At 38.1% G+C, this 18,349-nt stretch carries 8 protein-coding genes; all 8 read left to right on the top strand.

From position 1 onward, the window contains the following. Window positions 1-168: 168 nt before the first annotated feature. On the top strand, window positions 169-2,292 hold the full coding sequence (gene hepC / locus I2I13_RS18405) for a heparin-sulfate lyase HepC (RefSeq protein WP_195650165.1): 2,124 nt from the start codon (window positions 169-171) through the stop codon (window positions 2,290-2,292). Between the two features lie 23 nt (window positions 2,293-2,315). Continuing rightward, window positions 2,316-4,457, top strand: a complete 2,142-nt coding sequence (locus I2I13_RS18400; RefSeq protein ID WP_195650164.1) for a surface glycan-binding family protein — start codon at window positions 2,316-2,318, stop codon at window positions 4,455-4,457. A gap of 18 nt (window positions 4,458-4,475) precedes the next feature. Continuing rightward, window positions 4,476-7,622, top strand: a complete 3,147-nt coding sequence (locus I2I13_RS18395) for a TonB-dependent receptor (RefSeq protein WP_195650163.1) — start codon at window positions 4,476-4,478, stop codon at window positions 7,620-7,622. 13 nt (window positions 7,623-7,635) lie between these two features. Next, window positions 7,636-9,327 carry a RagB/SusD family nutrient uptake outer membrane protein gene (locus I2I13_RS18390; protein ID WP_195650162.1) on the top strand — a complete coding sequence of 564 codons (1,692 nt, stop codon included), beginning with the start codon at window positions 7,636-7,638 and terminating at the stop codon, window positions 9,325-9,327. A gap of 106 nt (window positions 9,328-9,433) precedes the next feature. Beyond that, on the top strand, window positions 9,434-12,364 hold the full coding sequence (locus I2I13_RS18385) for a chondroitinase family polysaccharide lyase (RefSeq protein WP_195650161.1): 2,931 nt from the start codon (window positions 9,434-9,436) through the stop codon (window positions 12,362-12,364). Window position 12,365: 1 nt separating this feature from the next. After that, a complete protein-coding gene (locus I2I13_RS18380; protein ID WP_195650160.1) occupies window positions 12,366-14,804 on the top strand; it encodes a glycoside hydrolase N-terminal domain-containing protein in 2,439 nt (812 codons plus the stop codon). A gap of 179 nt (window positions 14,805-14,983) precedes the next feature. Next, window positions 14,984-16,270, top strand: coding sequence for a DUF4995 domain-containing protein (locus I2I13_RS18375; RefSeq protein WP_195650159.1), 1,287 nt, complete (start codon window positions 14,984-14,986; stop codon window positions 16,268-16,270). A 28-nt stretch (window positions 16,271-16,298) separates the two neighbouring features. Beyond that, window positions 16,299-18,299, top strand: a complete 2,001-nt coding sequence (gene hepC, locus I2I13_RS18370; RefSeq protein WP_148364554.1) for a heparin-sulfate lyase HepC — start codon at window positions 16,299-16,301, stop codon at window positions 18,297-18,299. The last annotated feature ends 50 nt before the right edge of the window (window positions 18,300-18,349 follow it).

Below are 18,349 nucleotides of genomic sequence, written 5' to 3'. Positions count from 1 at the left end.
GAGTTAAATCCCCATTATTAGACAAAAATAACATATGATTCAACAAGATTAATATCAAAAAATCATTTTTGAACAAAGCTTGAACAAGACGAATCGCTCGCAATAAATAATCAAGTTATATTTGCAAACAGTAAAATAAAACTTTTAATAATTAAAACCTAATAAAGTATGAAGAACATCTTTTTTATTTGTTTATTCGCTCTGCTTTCATTTACAGGATGCACAGATGATGAAAATATTCTGGGGGCAGAAGAAGGAGGAAACATTGAGTCACTTCCTAATAATAAACCGAATGATGTACTTAACGCAAGGCTTTTTGAAGTAATCAACCTTGATTATCCGGGATTGGAAAAAGTAAAATCATATTATGAAGCAAACGAATATTACTATGCTGCATATGAATTATTAAAATATTATCGGAACAGATCCGATATCAACAATCCCAATATAAATCTGATTAATCCATCAATAACAGCTTTTGAGCAAAATATAGCAGATCAAGCATTGGATAGTCGTTTTTATGTGCGCAATTTCAAAGAGTCAGTAGATGCTAATGGAAATGAAGTTTATTATTCATTTAAAAAAGATGGAAAAATAGACTGGAGTTATATCCCTAGTGGAATGACAGATCAGGAATTTAAATCACAGATCCATCGTCACCAATGGATGCTTCCCCAAGCCAAAGCATACAGAGTCAATCAGAATGAGAATTACATTTCTTCTTGGATAACAGTATATAATGACTGGTTAAATACATTCCCCTGCCCCGAAGGTACCGTAGATAAAGATGCTGTACAGTGGTATGGGCTTCAACCTGCTGAAAGAGTATTGGACCAGATTAATATTATGCCTCATTTCATCCAATCAACGAATTTTACTCCCGAATGGCTTTCTACTTTCCTAACTGCATTGGCAGATGAAGTGGAATGTATTCGCAAGAATTATTTCACGGATGGAAGTAATATCTACGTAACTCAAGTACAAGCTGTTACAACTGCAGGAATGTTAATGCCAGAATTCAAGAACGCAACAGAGTGGTTGAATGAAGGTTCATTAAAAATCAGCGAGCAAGTAACTGCACAATTTCTTGCAGATGGAGTACAGGTCGAACTAGACCCCAGTTATCATATAGGGGTTGTTAATGACTTATATAGCATTTATAAGCTAGCCCAATTGAATAATAAACTTAGCTTGTTTCCTTCCAATTATACAGAACTGCTTAAGAAAGCCGCCCGTTTTGTAGTGGATATTATTTATCCCAACTACACTATAGATAATTTCAACGACACGCGTTCTGTTTCATGGACTAAAAACGTATTGCTGAAAAACTTCAAGAAATATATGGAAATGTTTCCTGATGATAAAGAAATACAATGGATGGCAACTGAAGGAAAACAAGGAACGAAACCTACAGAACTGGTTCAAATCTACGATGCTTCGGGATATTATATGTTACGTAGCGGATGGGAAAGCAGTGCAACCATGATGATTCTGAAGAATAACAATAATCCGGAAAATAAGTGGCACTGTCAAGCTGATAATGGAACATTCGGGCTTTACCGGAACGGTCGGAATTTCTGCCCGGATGCAGGGGTATATACATACGGAGGAACATCATCCAGCAATGCCGATCGTGCAGCATTTGCAGCAACCAAGATGCATAATACAATGACAAGAGAAGAAAAGGATATAGCAAAAGGTTATATGAGCGGAAAATTTCTGAAACAAGAAACTAGAAAAGGAACTAATATTCTCGTTACAGAAAATAAATCTTATAGTGATTTAACACATCGCCGTGCTGTGTTCTTTGTAGACAATACCTTCTTTGTTCTTGTAGATGAAGGTTATGGAGAAGGTTCCACTCCTTCTGTGAATTTAAGCTTTAATTTATGCCCGGACACCAAAGACGTAGCGATTGACGATAAAAGTGCAAACTACCAATATGGAGCTCATACCTTATTTACAGATAACAATAATATGCTATTCAAAACATTTGTTGAGACTAAGACAGGTTACAGTGCTACCAATAGCACCGCCTATACTTCGAATAAAATAGAAGAAAAGACCCAACGCAGATTTTATCGGGTAAATATCACAAAACCTGAAAATGGCGCAGCACGTTTCATCACTGTGATTTATCCATTCAAAACAGTAGCTGATTTTGAAAAGATAAATATTGATGCCAAATTCATAGATAATACAGAAACAAGCGCAGGTACATTCCATGAAAATGGCGCTTCAGTCGAAGTTACTATCGATGGACAAAAATACGAGTTATCCTATACATTATAATTTAATTAATATATCTAAGAACAATGAAATCTAATTTACGAAACCTGACTTCAAGATTCTTTGCAATCTTAATGACAATAGGGTTATGTATCACAGGCATCTCTTGTACAGATCCTGAGACAACGGACTCTACGAAGTTTGCGATCTACTATGCCGGCGTTACTGACATAGGTCCCTCTATGAACTTTAATATGTCCGGGCCTACTTACATCGGAGGTACTCCCTCAGATTTTGCTATTACTCGTGTTACCCTCAATGGAGAAGTATATGAAACGAGTAGCTTTCAGATTTCAGATCCAAGCACAGGAGCCATAAAGCTAACTGATACGGATAATTTACCTGTTGGTACTTACTGCATTAGCATATCTTGTATATCTAACGGCAAGTATTATGAGTTCAAGGATGTAATAACAGTAAATATGCTAGCACCGGTTCCAGATGGTATATCGGTAGATCCTAGTGAAGTTACAGTTGATTTTGCAGACATTTATAAAGAATCAGCCAGTGCTCAGGTAAAGACAGAAGAAGGAACTCATGTACACATTAGCAAGTATGAAATCATTCAAGAAGAAGGAAAAGAATACTTTGCCATTTCCAAAACCGGAAAAATCACGGTTAATGACAAGTACGAAGGAGAAATACTCCCAGGTAAATACGTATTGAATCTGAAGTTAACAACAGAAGCAGGAGCTGGTATTTATGAAAATGCAGTTACATTCAAGATCATTTCCAGTCCTCTCACGTTAACATATAATCCCAGTTCTGTGAAAGTGGAGAAAGATGAAGCATTTACATCTAGTGTACCCACTCTTAAAGGATCAACAGATGGACTGACATATAAGATTAAATCTATTTCACCTGAAACCTCTGCCATCACTATAGATGAACAAACCGGTGTTATTACACTTGCTGGTAAGAATGGACTGGAGATCGACAATAGTTATAGTGTAGTCGTTACAGCAACTAATCAATACGGTAGCAAAGATTTCGATGAAACTCCTTTTGTTATTAATATAGTGGCATTTATCAATCCTATCACCAAACTTCAATATGCTAATCAAGAAAAGGTACAAGGTGTAGCATTTGAAATTACTCCGGAAGATGTGGATGGAGACGAACTTACATACTCATTCGTTGATTTAGACTCCCGATTGACCGATAAACTGAATATAGATCCGGTAACTGGTGCTATTTCGGCTAAGAAAGGTAATTCAATAGAGGTAGCTACATACACTATTACAGTAAAAGCCAAGAACAACAAGAGTGAGCAAACAGCAACCTTTACATTGAACATTACAAGAAATCCTAATAATTTCACATTCATACGCTATGGAAACAATTTAGGACTTACTCCTGAAGAGAATTATGCAGATCAATTTGATTATGATAAAAAAGCGACACTCTTGGCTGCAAAATTAACTCCGAAAACAGATATTCCAGAAGGACGTCCGGTTAAATGGGAAGTTAAGATACAAAATACAACTGCATTAAGTGGTACTACTATTTCAGAAACAGGAGAACTTTCATTTAGTGAAAATAAGTGGAATAGTAATTATGGTGTTAGTGTGCTCTTTGTCACTGCAACAGTAGGTGAAGGTGAAGAGGCTGTCTCCAAAACTGTACCTGTCTTTATACGACAAAACAAAGACAAGAACGATATATTCGTTGAATATACTCCATTCGCAGTGAAAATGAATCCAGCTAAGGGTGGTACGACGCCAGCTCCAGTAGTAAAATTAAGTGGTTCACCTTATACAGACTACACCAAATTCCTGATGGACTATCGTAGAGATTTCTATTATTACAGCTTCATAGGAGATCATGTTGACGGAATACAATCAACTGCAGGTAGTTTCATGTATGGCTTATGGACAACATATTATAATACAATAGGAAAAACACCTAATTATAGTGCCAGAGGTCCTATGTCTTACTATGACAATTCTCAAAATACGAACCAAGCTTTAGGATATGTTAATAACAAAGATTTATCTGTTGTGATCAATCCGGGCAAATGGAAAGATACGGAAGGAGTATATGCCAATGGTGTATTTATCGGAAGAATGTCTTTCGTCACTGACGGTACACAGAATGACCTTGCAAATGACGCTACAACCAAAAACCAGATATTCCCATTAGCTATTTGGTTTGATGAAAGTTTCTAATTTAAATCTAATAAAAATATGTACAATATAAACTTTAATACATTGAGCAAAAGAGGGTATCTTACCCTCTTAGCTCTCTTGATTGCAATCACTGCGTTTGGCCAGGAAATCACTGTAAACGGTGTGGTTATCGACGAAACGGATACTCCGCTAATCGGAGCAACGGTTCAAGTTAAGAACTCTCAAAAAGGGGTAGTTACAGATTTTGATGGAAAATTCTCTATTAAAGCCAATAATAATGCAACATTAATTATCAGCTATATTGGTTACAAAAATCAGGAGATTAAAATTAAAGGTACTAAAAACCTGAATATAAAGATGGAACCAGACAATGCAATGCTAGATGAAGTTATTGTAGTTGGCTACGGTAGCATGAAAAAAAGCGACCTGACAGGCTCTGTCTCTTCTGTTGCAGCTAAATCCATAGAAGGTTTCAAAACGGGTTCTGTAGTGGAAGCTCTTGGAGGTCAAATTGCCGGTGTGCAAATCACTCAATCGGATGGTACTCCCGGTTCAGGTTTCGACATCAAGATTCGTGGTGTCGGCACAGTAAATGGAGACTCTTCCCCACTTTATATTGTCGATGGTTTTGAAGTTGGTGATATTGATTATCTTGCAAACTCTGATATCGAATCAGTTGAAGTTTTAAAAGATGCTTCCGCTTCTGCTATTTATGGTGCACGTGCAGCCAACGGTGTTGTTTTGGTTACAACCAAATCCGGTAAGGAAGGAAAACCTGTTATTACTTATAACGGTTCTGCCACTTATCGTAACATTCCAAAGAAACTGGATATGCTTAGTACATACGAGTTTGCAGCATTACAGGTGGAACTCAATCCAACTAAATATGGTACAACTTACTATCAGGAAGGAAACGATTCTGATGGAAATCCCTACCGCCATCAAACACTGGAGGATTATCTGACCGACCCAGGTATCGACTGGCAAGGTGAATCTTTCAAACCGACTTGGTCTCAAAACCATGATTTTAGTATCAGTGGAGGTACAAAAGAAACTAAATATGCTGCTTCATTCTCACATTTCGATGAAAATGGTATTTTTAAGAATAGTGGTTATAAAAAGAATTCAGCAAAATTACGTATCAATCAAAAGATTAATAAATTTATTACTTTCGATGCTACAATCAACTATGCAAATACTGTAAAAGAAGGTATCGGTACTTCAGGAACAGGAGGAACACTGAATATGTTATCCAACATTCTTCGATTCCGTCCTACAGGGGGTAATAGTGTTACCAACGAAGAGCTATTGAACTCCGTTTTTGATCCATTGGAATTAAGTGAAAACGCAACTTACTCACAAATCAATCCAATCAAACAAGCAGAAGCTGTAAAAGACTGGAGACAAGCAGAATTGTGGGGAGCTAATGCATCATTAAGTATTCAGTTGATGAAGAACCTCACTTTCAAAGCCGCAGCGACTTACAATACAACTAATACAAGGAGAGACATCTTCTATGGCGCAGAGTCAAGCCAAGCATACCGTAGTGGAGGTGTTTATGGTTCTACACAAATGCAGAAAGACCTGCGTTGGCAGAGCAGTAATACATTAACTTACAAACATAAAATCAATAAGAAAAATTCATTTGATGTTATGTTGGGACATGAGTTCGCATTCAGAAGCTCTGAACTTTTATATGGACAAGCTAAAGATTTCCCATTTGAAAATTTAGGTAACGATAACCTTGGAATCGGTGCTACCCCTAGTAGTGTATCTACTTCAAGAAGCGATAAAAAGCTATTATCTTTCTTTGCACGTGGAAATTACAACTTTGACAACCGTTATCTATTTACAGCGACGATTCGTGCTGATGGTTCTACCGTATTCTCTGCAAAAAACAAATGGGGATATTTCCCATCATTCTCTGCAGCATGGCGTATATCAGAAGAGAAATTCATGAAAAATATCACTTCGATATCAAATTTGAAACTCCGCCTTGGATGGGGTACAGTAGGAAATGACCGTATCACAAACTATTTGTCAATGGACTTGTATACATCAAGCAAATATGGAGTAGGTCAACAACTGGTTACAGTGCTGGATCCTAAACAGTTGGCTAATAAAAATCTGAAGTGGGAAGGTTCTACTACCGCTAACCTAGGTATTGATGTAGGTCTTTTGGAAAATCGCCTGAATTTGACTGCTGATTTCTTTCTAAAAAATACAAAAGACCTGTTGCTTGAACAAAAATTAGCTTATGTAACCGGATTCAATTCTCAATGGCAGAATATTGGTAAAATAGAGAATAAGGGTATTGAATTGAACATCAATTCTACTAACATAAGAACCCGCAATTTCTTATGGCAGACCGATTTCAATATTTCGTTCATTAAAAATACATTGAAAGCATTGCAAGACGGAACATCATACATACAGTCGGCAACTAAATTCAACAGTAACTTCAATGGAAATGACTATATTTCAATTGTCGGTTCTTCTCTTGGACAAATGTATGGATATGTTTTCGATGGAGTATATCAAACATCTGACTTCAACATGTTACCTGATGGAACAATGCAACTGAAACCTGGAATTGCAGACATAAGCCAACATGCAGGAAAAACAGTTGAACCAGGTATGGTGAAATATAAAGATATGAATGGAGACGGTGTCATTACAACAGATGACCGTACAACTATTGGAAATGGTCAGCCAGACTGGTATGGAGGTATCACCAACACCTTCAATTACAAAAACATTGATTTCAGTTTCATGCTCCAGTTCCAATATGGTAATGATATTTATAATGCGACTCGTATGTTCAATACACAATCGCAAGACGAACGCAGCAACCAACTGGCAGAAGTAGCTGACCGATGGACTCCGACACATGCTTCCAATCGCGTTCCTTCTGCTAAAGGGTATGTGAAATATGAATTATACTCACGCTTCATCGAAGACGGTTCATTCTTACGCTTAAAGAATATCACATTGGGATATACTTTCCCTAATAAATGGACTAGAAAAGTATACATTAACCGCCTGCGTGTATACGGTACGGCACAGAATTTATTCTGTCTGACTAAATATAGCGGCTATGACCCGGAAGTGAACATGAAAAGCAGTCCACTTATGCCTGGGTTTGACTGGGGAGCTTATCCTAAGAGCAGAGTATTTACATTTGGTGTAGAGGTTCAATTCTAAACAGAAAAAGACAATGAAAAATTTCAAATACTACTTGTGCACATTAGCCTGTGCAATCGCAGTTTCATCCTGTTCGCTAGATGAAACCAGCTATACAGAGATTGAGAAAGGAAACTATATGAATAATGCAACAGAAGCAGAAAATGTGCTTTTGGGTGTATATCGCAATATGGTTCAGGAGGGCATATATGGTTTCCATTTATCGCTTTATTTCACCATCCCCAGTGACATTGCTAAAGTAACGGGTAATAGTACTGATGGACTTCGTCTTATTCCATCAAACGCTTATACCAGTTCCCAGACTGAAATCGCAACTACATGGGCAAACCTGTACAGTGCTATCTATAGTGCAAATGATTTTATCGAATCTTTGCAGCAAAAAATAGGTACCTATGACGAAACTAATTATAAAAAGGCAGCAGTTTATATGGCGGAAGCACGTTGTCTACGTGCCCTATACTATTTCGAAGTAGTACGCTGGTTCGGACATGTAGCATTGATTACCAATACAGAACAGTCCAGACAACATCCATCTACTTTCACACAAGCTGATCCTGCAGATGTATATAAATTCATAGAAGCTGATTTGCAATATGCCATTGATAATCTGCCATATGCAATAGATGATAATATACGTTCCGATAATAGCTTCCGCCTTTCCAAAGGTGCGGCATTAGGATTGTTAACCAAAGTATATGCCACTTGGGCAGGTTATCCCATTCATGATACAAGCAAATGGGAAGATGCTGCAAAAACTGCAAAAATTCTAGTTGAGTCGGGCAAACATCATTTGCTCGACGACTACGAACAATTATGGAAAAACACCTGTAATGGTGTTTGGGACGAAGAAGAAAGCTTGATTGAAGTAAGTTTCTATGCTCCTACTGTTACCGGAGTATCAGCCAATGATCCTTGCGGACGTATTGGAAAATGGAACGGAGTACAAGCAAGTGGTATTAGAGGCGTTCGTAATGCTGGTAACTGGCGTGTCATTCCTACTTTTTTACGCGACTGGAAAGATCGTGAAAGCGATAAAAGATGGGGATTGTCTTTTGCGGATTATAAATATGGTAAGTCCACTAATACCGGTGAAGATGGAGTGAAGATTGTGATAAACAGTAGTGGTAATATTGAAGACGCCATCAAAGATGATGCTAAAGATGCATTGAAGAAATCATACGTTGATAATGTATGTCCGAGAAAATGGGATACAGAAGACTACGTTAATAGTGCCAACTACCTGATCGATGCCAATCTTTCCAACATCAACTGGTATATATTGCGCTATGCTGATGTATTACTTCTATATGCAGAAGCCTTGAATGAATGGAAACAAGGTCCGACAGATGATGCATACAGAGCCATTAATATGGTACGTAGACGTGGCTTCGGACTTCCGGTAGATACAGACAACAGTAAATCGGATTTATTCGGTATGTCTTATGAAGAGTTCCAAAAAGCCGTACGTAATGAACGAGCTTATGAATTGGCATTCGAAGGACACCGCCGACAAGATTTGGTTCGTTGGGGAATTTACTACGAAAGCATCAAACAGACAGCTCAAGACTTGGTAAACTGGTATAGTGGCGGCGATGGATATTATGTATGCGTTGACTACACTAAGAAGAACAAAAACGAGTTACTTCCTATACCACAACAAGAGATGGACTTGTGTACTCAGTTTAATCAGAACCCTGGATGGTAACTAATTGTACCTTCATATAGTAATGAAAGCGCTATAGAAAAAAACTATTTTTTCCTGTAGCGCTTTCATCATAATTATTCATTTATCCCCTCACCTTCCACATACCATGAAAAAGAATATTTGTATAATCTCTCTTCTTGTATTATTTATTACCAGCCAATCTGCTTTTTCTCAAATCTATTCATTTGAGGATAACAAAATCCCCGGAGATTGGAGCATAAATAAAGGTACACTTAATATCTCTGCTGAAAAATACAAATTAGGCAACCAATCACTCCAAATCAACTGGAAACAAGGAACAATCCTTACACTTCAATCACCGTCCGGAATTTCTGAAGCTTGCCAAAGTAAAAACGGAGGGATTAATGTATGGATTTATAATAAATTTCCCATCAACGAACATCTAATTTTCTCATTCAAAGATACTAATGAAAAAGAAGTCTGTCGATTTCCTTTTCTACTCAATTTTAAAGGCTGGCGGTGTATTTGGGCCAAATTTCAAGGAGATATGAATATGCCACTTAAGAGTAATATAAAGTCTGTTGAAATGCAATTCCCACAAGAGACAAAAGAAGGGGTCATTTTCATTGATTATTTAGAATTTACACCAAAAGTTTCCTGGCAAAATATGTCAGATGCGCAATATAAAGTTAACCGTAAGGATTATAGTTTAGTCTCTGATTTTGTAAGCTACAGAAACACCACACCTCAAGTAAAGAAAATTATTACTGCTGAAGATCAACAAATAAAGATTATCGCAGACAGACTTACGACATGGTATCTCGGAAGCGGACAACAATCATCAGACAAATGGATAAAGATGAGAGAAGACAATGAAGAAGTATTTATCCGAACCGGTCTCAAAGCTGCGCAGAAAATTAAGATACAATATAATGAAGACAATACCCCCAAAGGAGAACCCTTGTTTCCAATGGGTGCCCCTACTACTATAGAAGGGCAGCAATTGAAGAAATTCCGTACGATTAATGAAAACATACTGCTTCCATTGGCACTTGACTATCGAAAAAATCAAAACGTTCAGAGTCTAAAAAAAGTGCTTTATATTTATGACTGGTTCAATGATCAAGGCTGGGCAGACGGTAGCGGGATGGGGACTTTATGTTTTGAGAAACTACGAAGTTCCGGCTATTTCCACTCATTTTTTCTGTTAAAAGAGCAACTTTCTCCCGAGTTATTGGAACGTGAACTTCAAACTTTAAACTGGTTTACAATGTTTGGTACATGCTATCAAACTCCGGCAAATGCCGGAGAGGTAGCAGATAATCTACGAGCACTGGCTATTCCCAAACTCATTTATGCATTATCTATTAACGATAAACAAAAAAAGCAAGTCGCACTGACCGCGTTTAAAAATTATATGGATAATGCTTTAGGAATAGCTCCCGGATTCTTCGGAACATTTAAACCAGACTTTTCCGGTTATCATCATAGAGGACCCTATAATAGTGCCTATTATCCTCATGCACTTTATGCAGGAGCATTAATAGCCTATTTATTACATGACACTCCTTATGCATTATCCGAATCAACTTTACATAATCTGAAACAAGGCTTATTAACTTTTCGTTTCTTCTGTGCCGGTTTAAATGTACCTGCCGGAACCGTAGGGCGTTTCCCAAAAGGACAACAAATTTTAGAAACACTGTTACCTGCATTTGCTTATGTATCTTTATCATATAAGGAACCAGACAAGGAATTAACAGCTGCTTTTAAACGAATTCTGGAGTCTGGTAGTAATAGACAAGCTATAACAAACTACGTAAGTAATGTAAACTCCAACCTCGCATATACCAGCACAGTAGGAGAAATTGAATTATTAACCCAATTGGCATCTACTTCCATTTCCAAAGAAGAAAAAGTCAATGGGACATTGTTTATGCCTTACTCCGGTCTATTGATTGCCAAAGACAGTTTATTCCATTTCAACATAAAAGGATTCAGCCGCTATATTTGGGATTTTGAGTCTTCAGCAACAGAAAACACAAAGGGACGTTATTTATCCTATGGTCAAATAGAATATTTTGATTTAAAGAATAAATATAAGTCTTTCAATCCGGAAGAGAGTGATTTCGACTGGAACTATATCCCTGGGGCTACTACAAAAGTATTACCGGAATATGTATTGCAAGATAAAGGCGGATCAAGTTCCGGGCATCGCAATTTTTCAGACGAGACATTCCTCACGGGTGTCCATGGTTCTAAAAAAAGCGCAATGTTTTCTTTCAGAATGCATGATATTACTTATGACAATTCCTTCCGGGCTAACAAGTCCGTTTTTGTATTTGAAGACTTTTTGCTCTGTCTGGGATCAGATATCCAAACCAAAGACAAAAGATACCCTACAATTACAACATTATTTCAATCATTTGATAAAAACACAAGTAAAGAAAGAATAGATGAAGGGTATATTCTCACAGATCCTTCACTCATGTATGTAGTAAAAGGAGGAGCTGTACGGACTCTTTGCGAAGGAACCCACACAAGAGCCTATATAGAACATGGAGCACCAGCTATAGACGCTAAATACCAATACTACATACTGAAGCAAAAAAATAAAAAAACAGCTAAAAGACTTTTATCAAATCATAGTCCGATAGAGATAGTAGCTCAGGATAATGATGCACATATCATTCGTCACAAAACGGCAGGTATCATTTGTGGTGCCTTATTCAATCCTCTAAAAACATATACCGAGCAACTGGTTACTCAAGTAAATATTCCTCTCTCTTACATATTAGAAAAAGAAGAAGAGAACGATTCTTTCAGACTTTCCATCTGTGAACCGGATATGCGGAGAGCATCACGTGCACACATGGGCTTACTAACCGAAGAAGATGTTGTACAGGAGGAAAAAGCTTTCAATACGCAATTAACAATCAATGGAATATATAATGTTAAATGCCTTCAAAAGTCGATAAAGGTATCTCATGACAAAGAGAAAAATAAAACTTACGTAACCATCTCCACTATCCGGGGAAAAAACTACACTCTTTTATTACATCAAACCAATATCTGATATGAAACATAGATTAATAACATTACTGCTTATTTGCTTTTATATATTAGATTCTAATGCTCAGAGTGACCTGACATTATGGTATAAATCACCTGCAAAAGTATGGGAAGAAGCATTACCTGTAGGCAATGGACGTCTTGGAGCCATGATTTTTGGAGAACCCCAAAAAGAAAGAATACAGTTTAATGAAAACACTCTCTATAGTGGGGAACCTGAAACACCAAAGGATATAAATGTAGCATCTGATCTTGGGCATATACGCCAACTGCTTAACGAAGGAAAAAATACAGAAGCGGGAAATATCATACAACAAAAATGGATCGGCAGACTTAATGAAGCTTACCAGCCTTTTGGAGATCTTTATATAGAATTCGCTTCCAAAGGAGCGATCACTGATTACATCCATTCGTTGGATATGAATAACTCTATTGTCAGTACTTCTTATAAACAAAATGGCATAGCAATAAGAAGAGAAGTATTCGCTTCGTATCCGGCACAGGCCATTATTATTCACCTTAGTGCTTCTAAACCAGTATTAAATTTCACTGCCCATTTAGAATCACCGCATCCTGTAACCCTAGATTCCGACTCGCAAGCTATTTATCTGAAAGGACAAGCTCCTGCACATGCCCAACGAAGAGATATAGAACACATGAAGCGTTTCAATACTCAACGATTGCATCCGGAATACTTTGACCAAACGGGACATGTCATACAAAAAAAGCAAGTAATTTATGGAAATGAACTGGGTGGAAAAGGTACCTTTTTCGAAGCATGTCTCCTTTCAAGCCATAAAGATGGGAAGTTAGTGATAGAGAACAACCAATTCATTGCGCAAGATTGCAGCGAGGTTACATTAGTATTATATGCTGCTACCAGTTACAATGGACTACACAAAAGTCCGAGTAAGAAAGGTAAGAACCCACACCAAGAAATTAATAATTATAGAAAAATAAGCGAAAAGCACTCGTATCAAAAGTTAAAAGAAGAGCATATAACTGATTATCAATCCTTATTTAAGCGGGTATCTTTCAACCTTCAGACGAACAAACAACTAAAAAATATACCTACAGACCAACGACTAAAATTCTTCAAGAAAAAAGAGGATCAAACACTTATCACACAACTATTTCAGTTCGGACGATATTTAATGATAGCCGGTTCACGTGGTGAAGGACAACCTCTAAACCTGCAAGGATTGTGGAATAATGAGGTATTACCTCCATGGAATTCGGGATACACTCTGAATATCAACCTGGAAATGAATTACTGGCCGGCAGAAGTCACTAATCTGTCTGAATGCCATCAACCATTATTCAAACTCATAGAAGAAATTGCAGATAAAGGAAAAAATCTGGCACGCGATATGTATGGTTTGAATGGTTGGGCTGTCCACCATAACATTTCAATATGGAGAGAAGCCTATCCATCAGACGGATTTGTATACTGGTTCTTTTGGAATATGTCCGGTCCTTGGTTATGTAATCATATATGGGAACATTATTTATATACCAAAGATATAGACTTCCTGAAGAAATACTATCCTATACTAAAAGGATCAGCAACATTCTGCTCGGAATGGCTGGTAGAAAACAGTGAAGGAGAATTGGTAACCCCAGTCAGTACTTCCCCTGAAAATGCTTATCTTATGCCAGATGGTATTTCTGCATCTGTATGCGAGGGAAGCACAATGGATATAGCAATTATCCGTTCTTTGTTTTCAAATACAATAAATGCATCAAAAATACTTCAGACAGACTCTCTATTCTGTGCAGAATTAACCCAAAAAGTAAACAAATTGAAGAAATATCAGATCGGTAGTAAAGGGCAACTTTTGGAATGGGATAAAGAATATATGGAGAATGAATCCCAGCACCGACATGTATCACATCTCTTCGGATTATATCCTGGATGCGATATTACAGATAATACTCCAGAACTATTTGATGCCGCACGAAAATCTCTAAACGCCCGCGGCAATAAAACAACCGGATGGAGCATGGCATGGAAAATTTCTCTTTGGTCACGTTTGTACAATTCTTTAAAAGCTTATGAAGCATTAAGTAATCTAATTAATGATGTTGATTCTGACACTAAAGCTGAAAATCAAGGAGGTTTATACCGTAATCTGTTAAATGCACTACCCTTTCAGATCGATGGAAATTTCGGAGCAACAGCCGGTATTGCTGAAATGCTATTGCAGAGCCATAAGGGAAATATTCATCTACTTCCTGCTTTACCTCCTACATGGGAAAAAGGAAATATAAAAGGACTAAAAGCAAGAGGAGGATTTACTGTAGATATGGAATGGAAAAAAGGTAAAATAACTGTTGCATACGTCACTAGCCCGTATGAACAAACCACTAATATTGTCTACAAAGATATGATAAGAAAGACTCATTTCAATGCAGGTGAAAAGAAAAAGATTTCATTCAAATGATAAAATATAGGGCTGAAATCCCCTTTAAAAGGACATACTTGACAAAATTAATAGTTTTTTCAACAAAACTAATAGTCTAAAATCTGTTTCAATGTCCTTTTCAACATTCGTATCATTAAAAATAAAATAGTTCGCATACTTTTGCATCAGTACAAAACTTCTAAAAACAATCACTTAAAATGAATAACATGAAAAAGAAACTTGTTCTCTTTGCTTCGGTTAGTATTGCACTCGTGTCGTGCCAGACAACCCCAAAGGAAGACTACAGTTGGATAAAAAAAGGACTGGATGTAGCTTCTGCCCAATTACAACTTTCCGCTGAAGAGGTTAGTGGTACAGGGATGTTGCCACGTTCCATCCGTACCGGCTATGACATGAATTTCCTTTGCCGCCAGTTGGAAAGAGATTCATTAACATTTAAGGATTCACTACGCGCACAACCCACTGCTGACCAGCTAGGCAAACGTCGCCTCTGCAACGTTTATGACTGGACGAGTGGTTTCTTCCCCGGTTCATTATGGTATGCATACGAACTGACAGGAAACAACACACTGAAAACTCAAGCAATCGAATATACAAATCTTCTGAATCCGGTGCGTTATTATAAAGGTACACATGATTTGGGATTTATGGTCAACTGTAGTTACGGCAATGCAGAACGTCTTTCACCTAACGATACAATCGCTGCAGTGATGAAAGAAACTGCCGATAACCTCTGTGGTCGTTTCAACGATTCCATCGGCGCTATTCGCTCATGGGATTTCGGAACATGGAACTTCCCGGTTATTATCGACAATATGATGAACCTTGATCTTCTGTTCAATGTAGCAAAAGCAACAGGTGACAATAGATATAAAGACATCGCTATCAAGCATGCCATGACTACAATGCATAATCACTTCCGCCCGGATTATACTTGCTGGCATGTAGTAAGCTATAACAACGACGGAACAGTGGAAAACAAACAAACTTTCCAAGGCAAGAACGATGACTCTTCATGGGCACGGGGACAGGCATGGGCTATATACGGATATACCGCTTGCTACCGCGAAACGAATGACAGCATATTCCTGAACTTTGCAAAGGACATAGCTGATATGATTATGAACCGCGTAAAAACGGATGATGCTATTCCTTACTGGGATTATGATGCTCCTGTAACCAAAGAAACTCCACGTGATGTATCGGCCGCTTCTGTTACTGCTTCTGCAATGATCGAACTAAGTACGATGGTTCCCGACGGACAGAAATATCTGGATTATGCAGAAAAGATTCTGAAAAGTTTGTCAAGTGATGCATATCTCGCAAAAGTGGGTGACAATCAAGGATTCATTTTGATGCATTCCGTAGGTTCACTGCCGAATGGTTCTGAAATAGACACTCCACTGAACTATGCTGACTACTATTATCTGGAAGCATTGAAGAGATTCATGGATCTGAAAGGTATCAACTATAAAGATATCTAATACATTAAATTATAACACCTATTATATCATGAATAAAACTTTAAAGTACATCGTTCTGCTTGCAATCGCATGTTTCGTAAGCAAGGGTTACGCCCAAGAACTGAAAAGCGAAGTCTTTTCTCTCCTTAACCTGGACTATCCGGGACTGGAGAAAGTAAAAACTTTGCATCAGGAGGGTAAAGATGAGGATGCTGCCAAAGCATTACTGGACTATTACCGTGCACGTACCAACGTAAAAACTCCGGATATCAATCTGAACAAAGTGACTATCAGCAAAGAAGAACAGCAATGGGCGGATGACGGATTGAAACATACATTCTTCGTACATAAAGGTTATCAACCTTCTTACAATTATGGAGAAGATATCAACTGGCAATACTGGCCGGTGAAAGATAATGAGCTCCGCTGGCAGTTGCACCGTCACAAATGGTTCACTCCGATGGGTAAGGCTTACCGTATATCCGGTGATGAAAAATATGCTAAAGAATGGGCACACCAGTATATCGATTGGATTAAAAAAAATCCGTTAGTGAAGATGGACAAGAAAGAATATGAGCTGGTAAGTGATGGAAAAATCAAAGGCGAAGTAGAAAACGTACGTTTTGCATGGCGTCCCCTGGAAGTGAGTAATCGTCTGCAAGACCAGACTTCACAGTTCCAGTTATTCCTTCCCTCACCTTCTTTCACTCCGGACTTCCTGACAGAATTCCTGGTGAACTATTACAAACATGCTGTACATATCCTTGCTAATTACTCGGATCAAGGCAACCATTTACTGTTTGAAGCTCAACGCATGATTTATGCAGGTGCCTTTTTCCCTGAATTCAAAGATGCTCCGGCTTGGAGAAAAAGTGGTATCGACATTCTGAACCGTGAAATTCACGTACAAGTATACGAAGATGGCGGACAGTTCGAACTTGACCCACATTATCATCTGGCAGCTATTAACATTTTCTGTAAAGCCTTAGGTATCGCAGATGCTAACGGATTCCGTAAGGAATTCCCCCAAGATTATTTGGATACCATTGAAAACATGATTATGTTCTATGCAAACATTTCTTTCCCTGATTACACTAATCCATGTTTCAGCGACGCCAAGTTGACAACAAAGAAAGAAATGGTGAAAAACTACAAGTCATGGAGTAAACTGTTCCCGAAGAACCAGACAATCAAATACTTTGCTACAGAAGGAAAAGAAGGTGCATTGCCGGATTATATGTCTAAAGGTTTCCTGAAATCAGGCTTTTTTGTATTCCGTAATTCATGGGGAATGGATGCTACCCAAATGGTAGTAAAGGCAGGTCCGAAAGCTTTCTGGCACTGTCAGCCGGACAACGGAACATTTGAACTTTGGTTCAACGGTAAGAATTTGTTCCCGGATTCAGGTTCGTATGTATACGCCGGTGAAGGCGAAGTAATGGAACAACGCAACTGGCACCGTCAGACTTGTGTTCACAACACAGTAACCCTGGATAATAAGAATCTCGATACAACAGAATCTGTTACTAAGTTGTGGCAACCGGAAGGTGCTATCCAGACTTTAGTAACTGAAAATCCGAGTTATAAGAATTTGAAACACCGCCGTTCTGTTTTCTTCGTTAATAACACTTACTTTGTCATTGTAGATGAAATGGTAGGTAGCGGTAAAGGTTCTATCAATCTTCACTATCAGATGCCGAAAGGAGAAATTGCCAACAGCCGCGAAGACATGACATTCCTGACACAGTTTGAGGATGGAAGCAACATGAAACTGCAATGCTTCGGCCCTGCCGGCATGAGTATGAAGAAAGAACCGGGATGGTGTTCAACAGCTTATCGCAAACGCTACAAACGTATGAATGTATCATTCAACGTAAGAAAAGACGGTGAAGAAGCTGTACGTTACATCACTGTTATCTACCCGGTTAAGAAAAGCGCAGATGCCCCTAAATTTGACGCTAAATTCAAGAACAAAGCGTTCGATGAAAACGGTCTGGAAGTAGAAGTGAAAGTAAACGGAAAGAAACAGTCATTAAAATACAAACTATAAAAAACCTCAAAGTCTCTCCCTGCCCCTTTTCTTGGGAGAGGCTTCTTCAT

Origin of the sequence: Bacteroides sp. D55t1_190419_B8, from assembly GCF_015558905.1 — a bacterium.
Classification (GTDB): domain Bacteria; phylum Bacteroidota; class Bacteroidia; order Bacteroidales; family Bacteroidaceae; genus Bacteroides; species Bacteroides vicugnae.
The sequence above is the reverse complement of the archived record's forward strand: the minus strand, read 5'-3'. Positions and strand labels throughout refer to the sequence as shown.

Excerpts from the sequence above, each read along its gene's own strand:
- hepC (WP_195650165.1), top strand. The coding sequence starts at position 169 with ATGAAGAACATCTTTTTTATTTGTTTATTCGCTCTGCTTTCATTTACA.
- I2I13_RS18380 (WP_195650160.1), top strand. The coding sequence starts at position 12,366 with ATGAAACATAGATTAATAACATTACTGCTTATTTGCTTTTATATATTA.
- I2I13_RS18390 (WP_195650162.1), top strand. The coding sequence starts at position 7,636 with ATGAAAAATTTCAAATACTACTTGTGCACATTAGCCTGTGCAATCGCA.
- I2I13_RS18395 (WP_195650163.1), top strand. The coding sequence starts at position 4,476 with ATGTACAATATAAACTTTAATACATTGAGCAAAAGAGGGTATCTTACC.
- I2I13_RS18385 (WP_195650161.1), top strand. The coding sequence starts at position 9,434 with ATGAAAAAGAATATTTGTATAATCTCTCTTCTTGTATTATTTATTACC.
- I2I13_RS18400 (WP_195650164.1), top strand. The coding sequence starts at position 2,316 with ATGAAATCTAATTTACGAAACCTGACTTCAAGATTCTTTGCAATCTTA.
- I2I13_RS18375 (WP_195650159.1), top strand. The coding sequence starts at position 14,984 with ATGAATAACATGAAAAAGAAACTTGTTCTCTTTGCTTCGGTTAGTATT.
- hepC (WP_148364554.1), top strand. The coding sequence starts at position 16,299 with ATGAATAAAACTTTAAAGTACATCGTTCTGCTTGCAATCGCATGTTTC.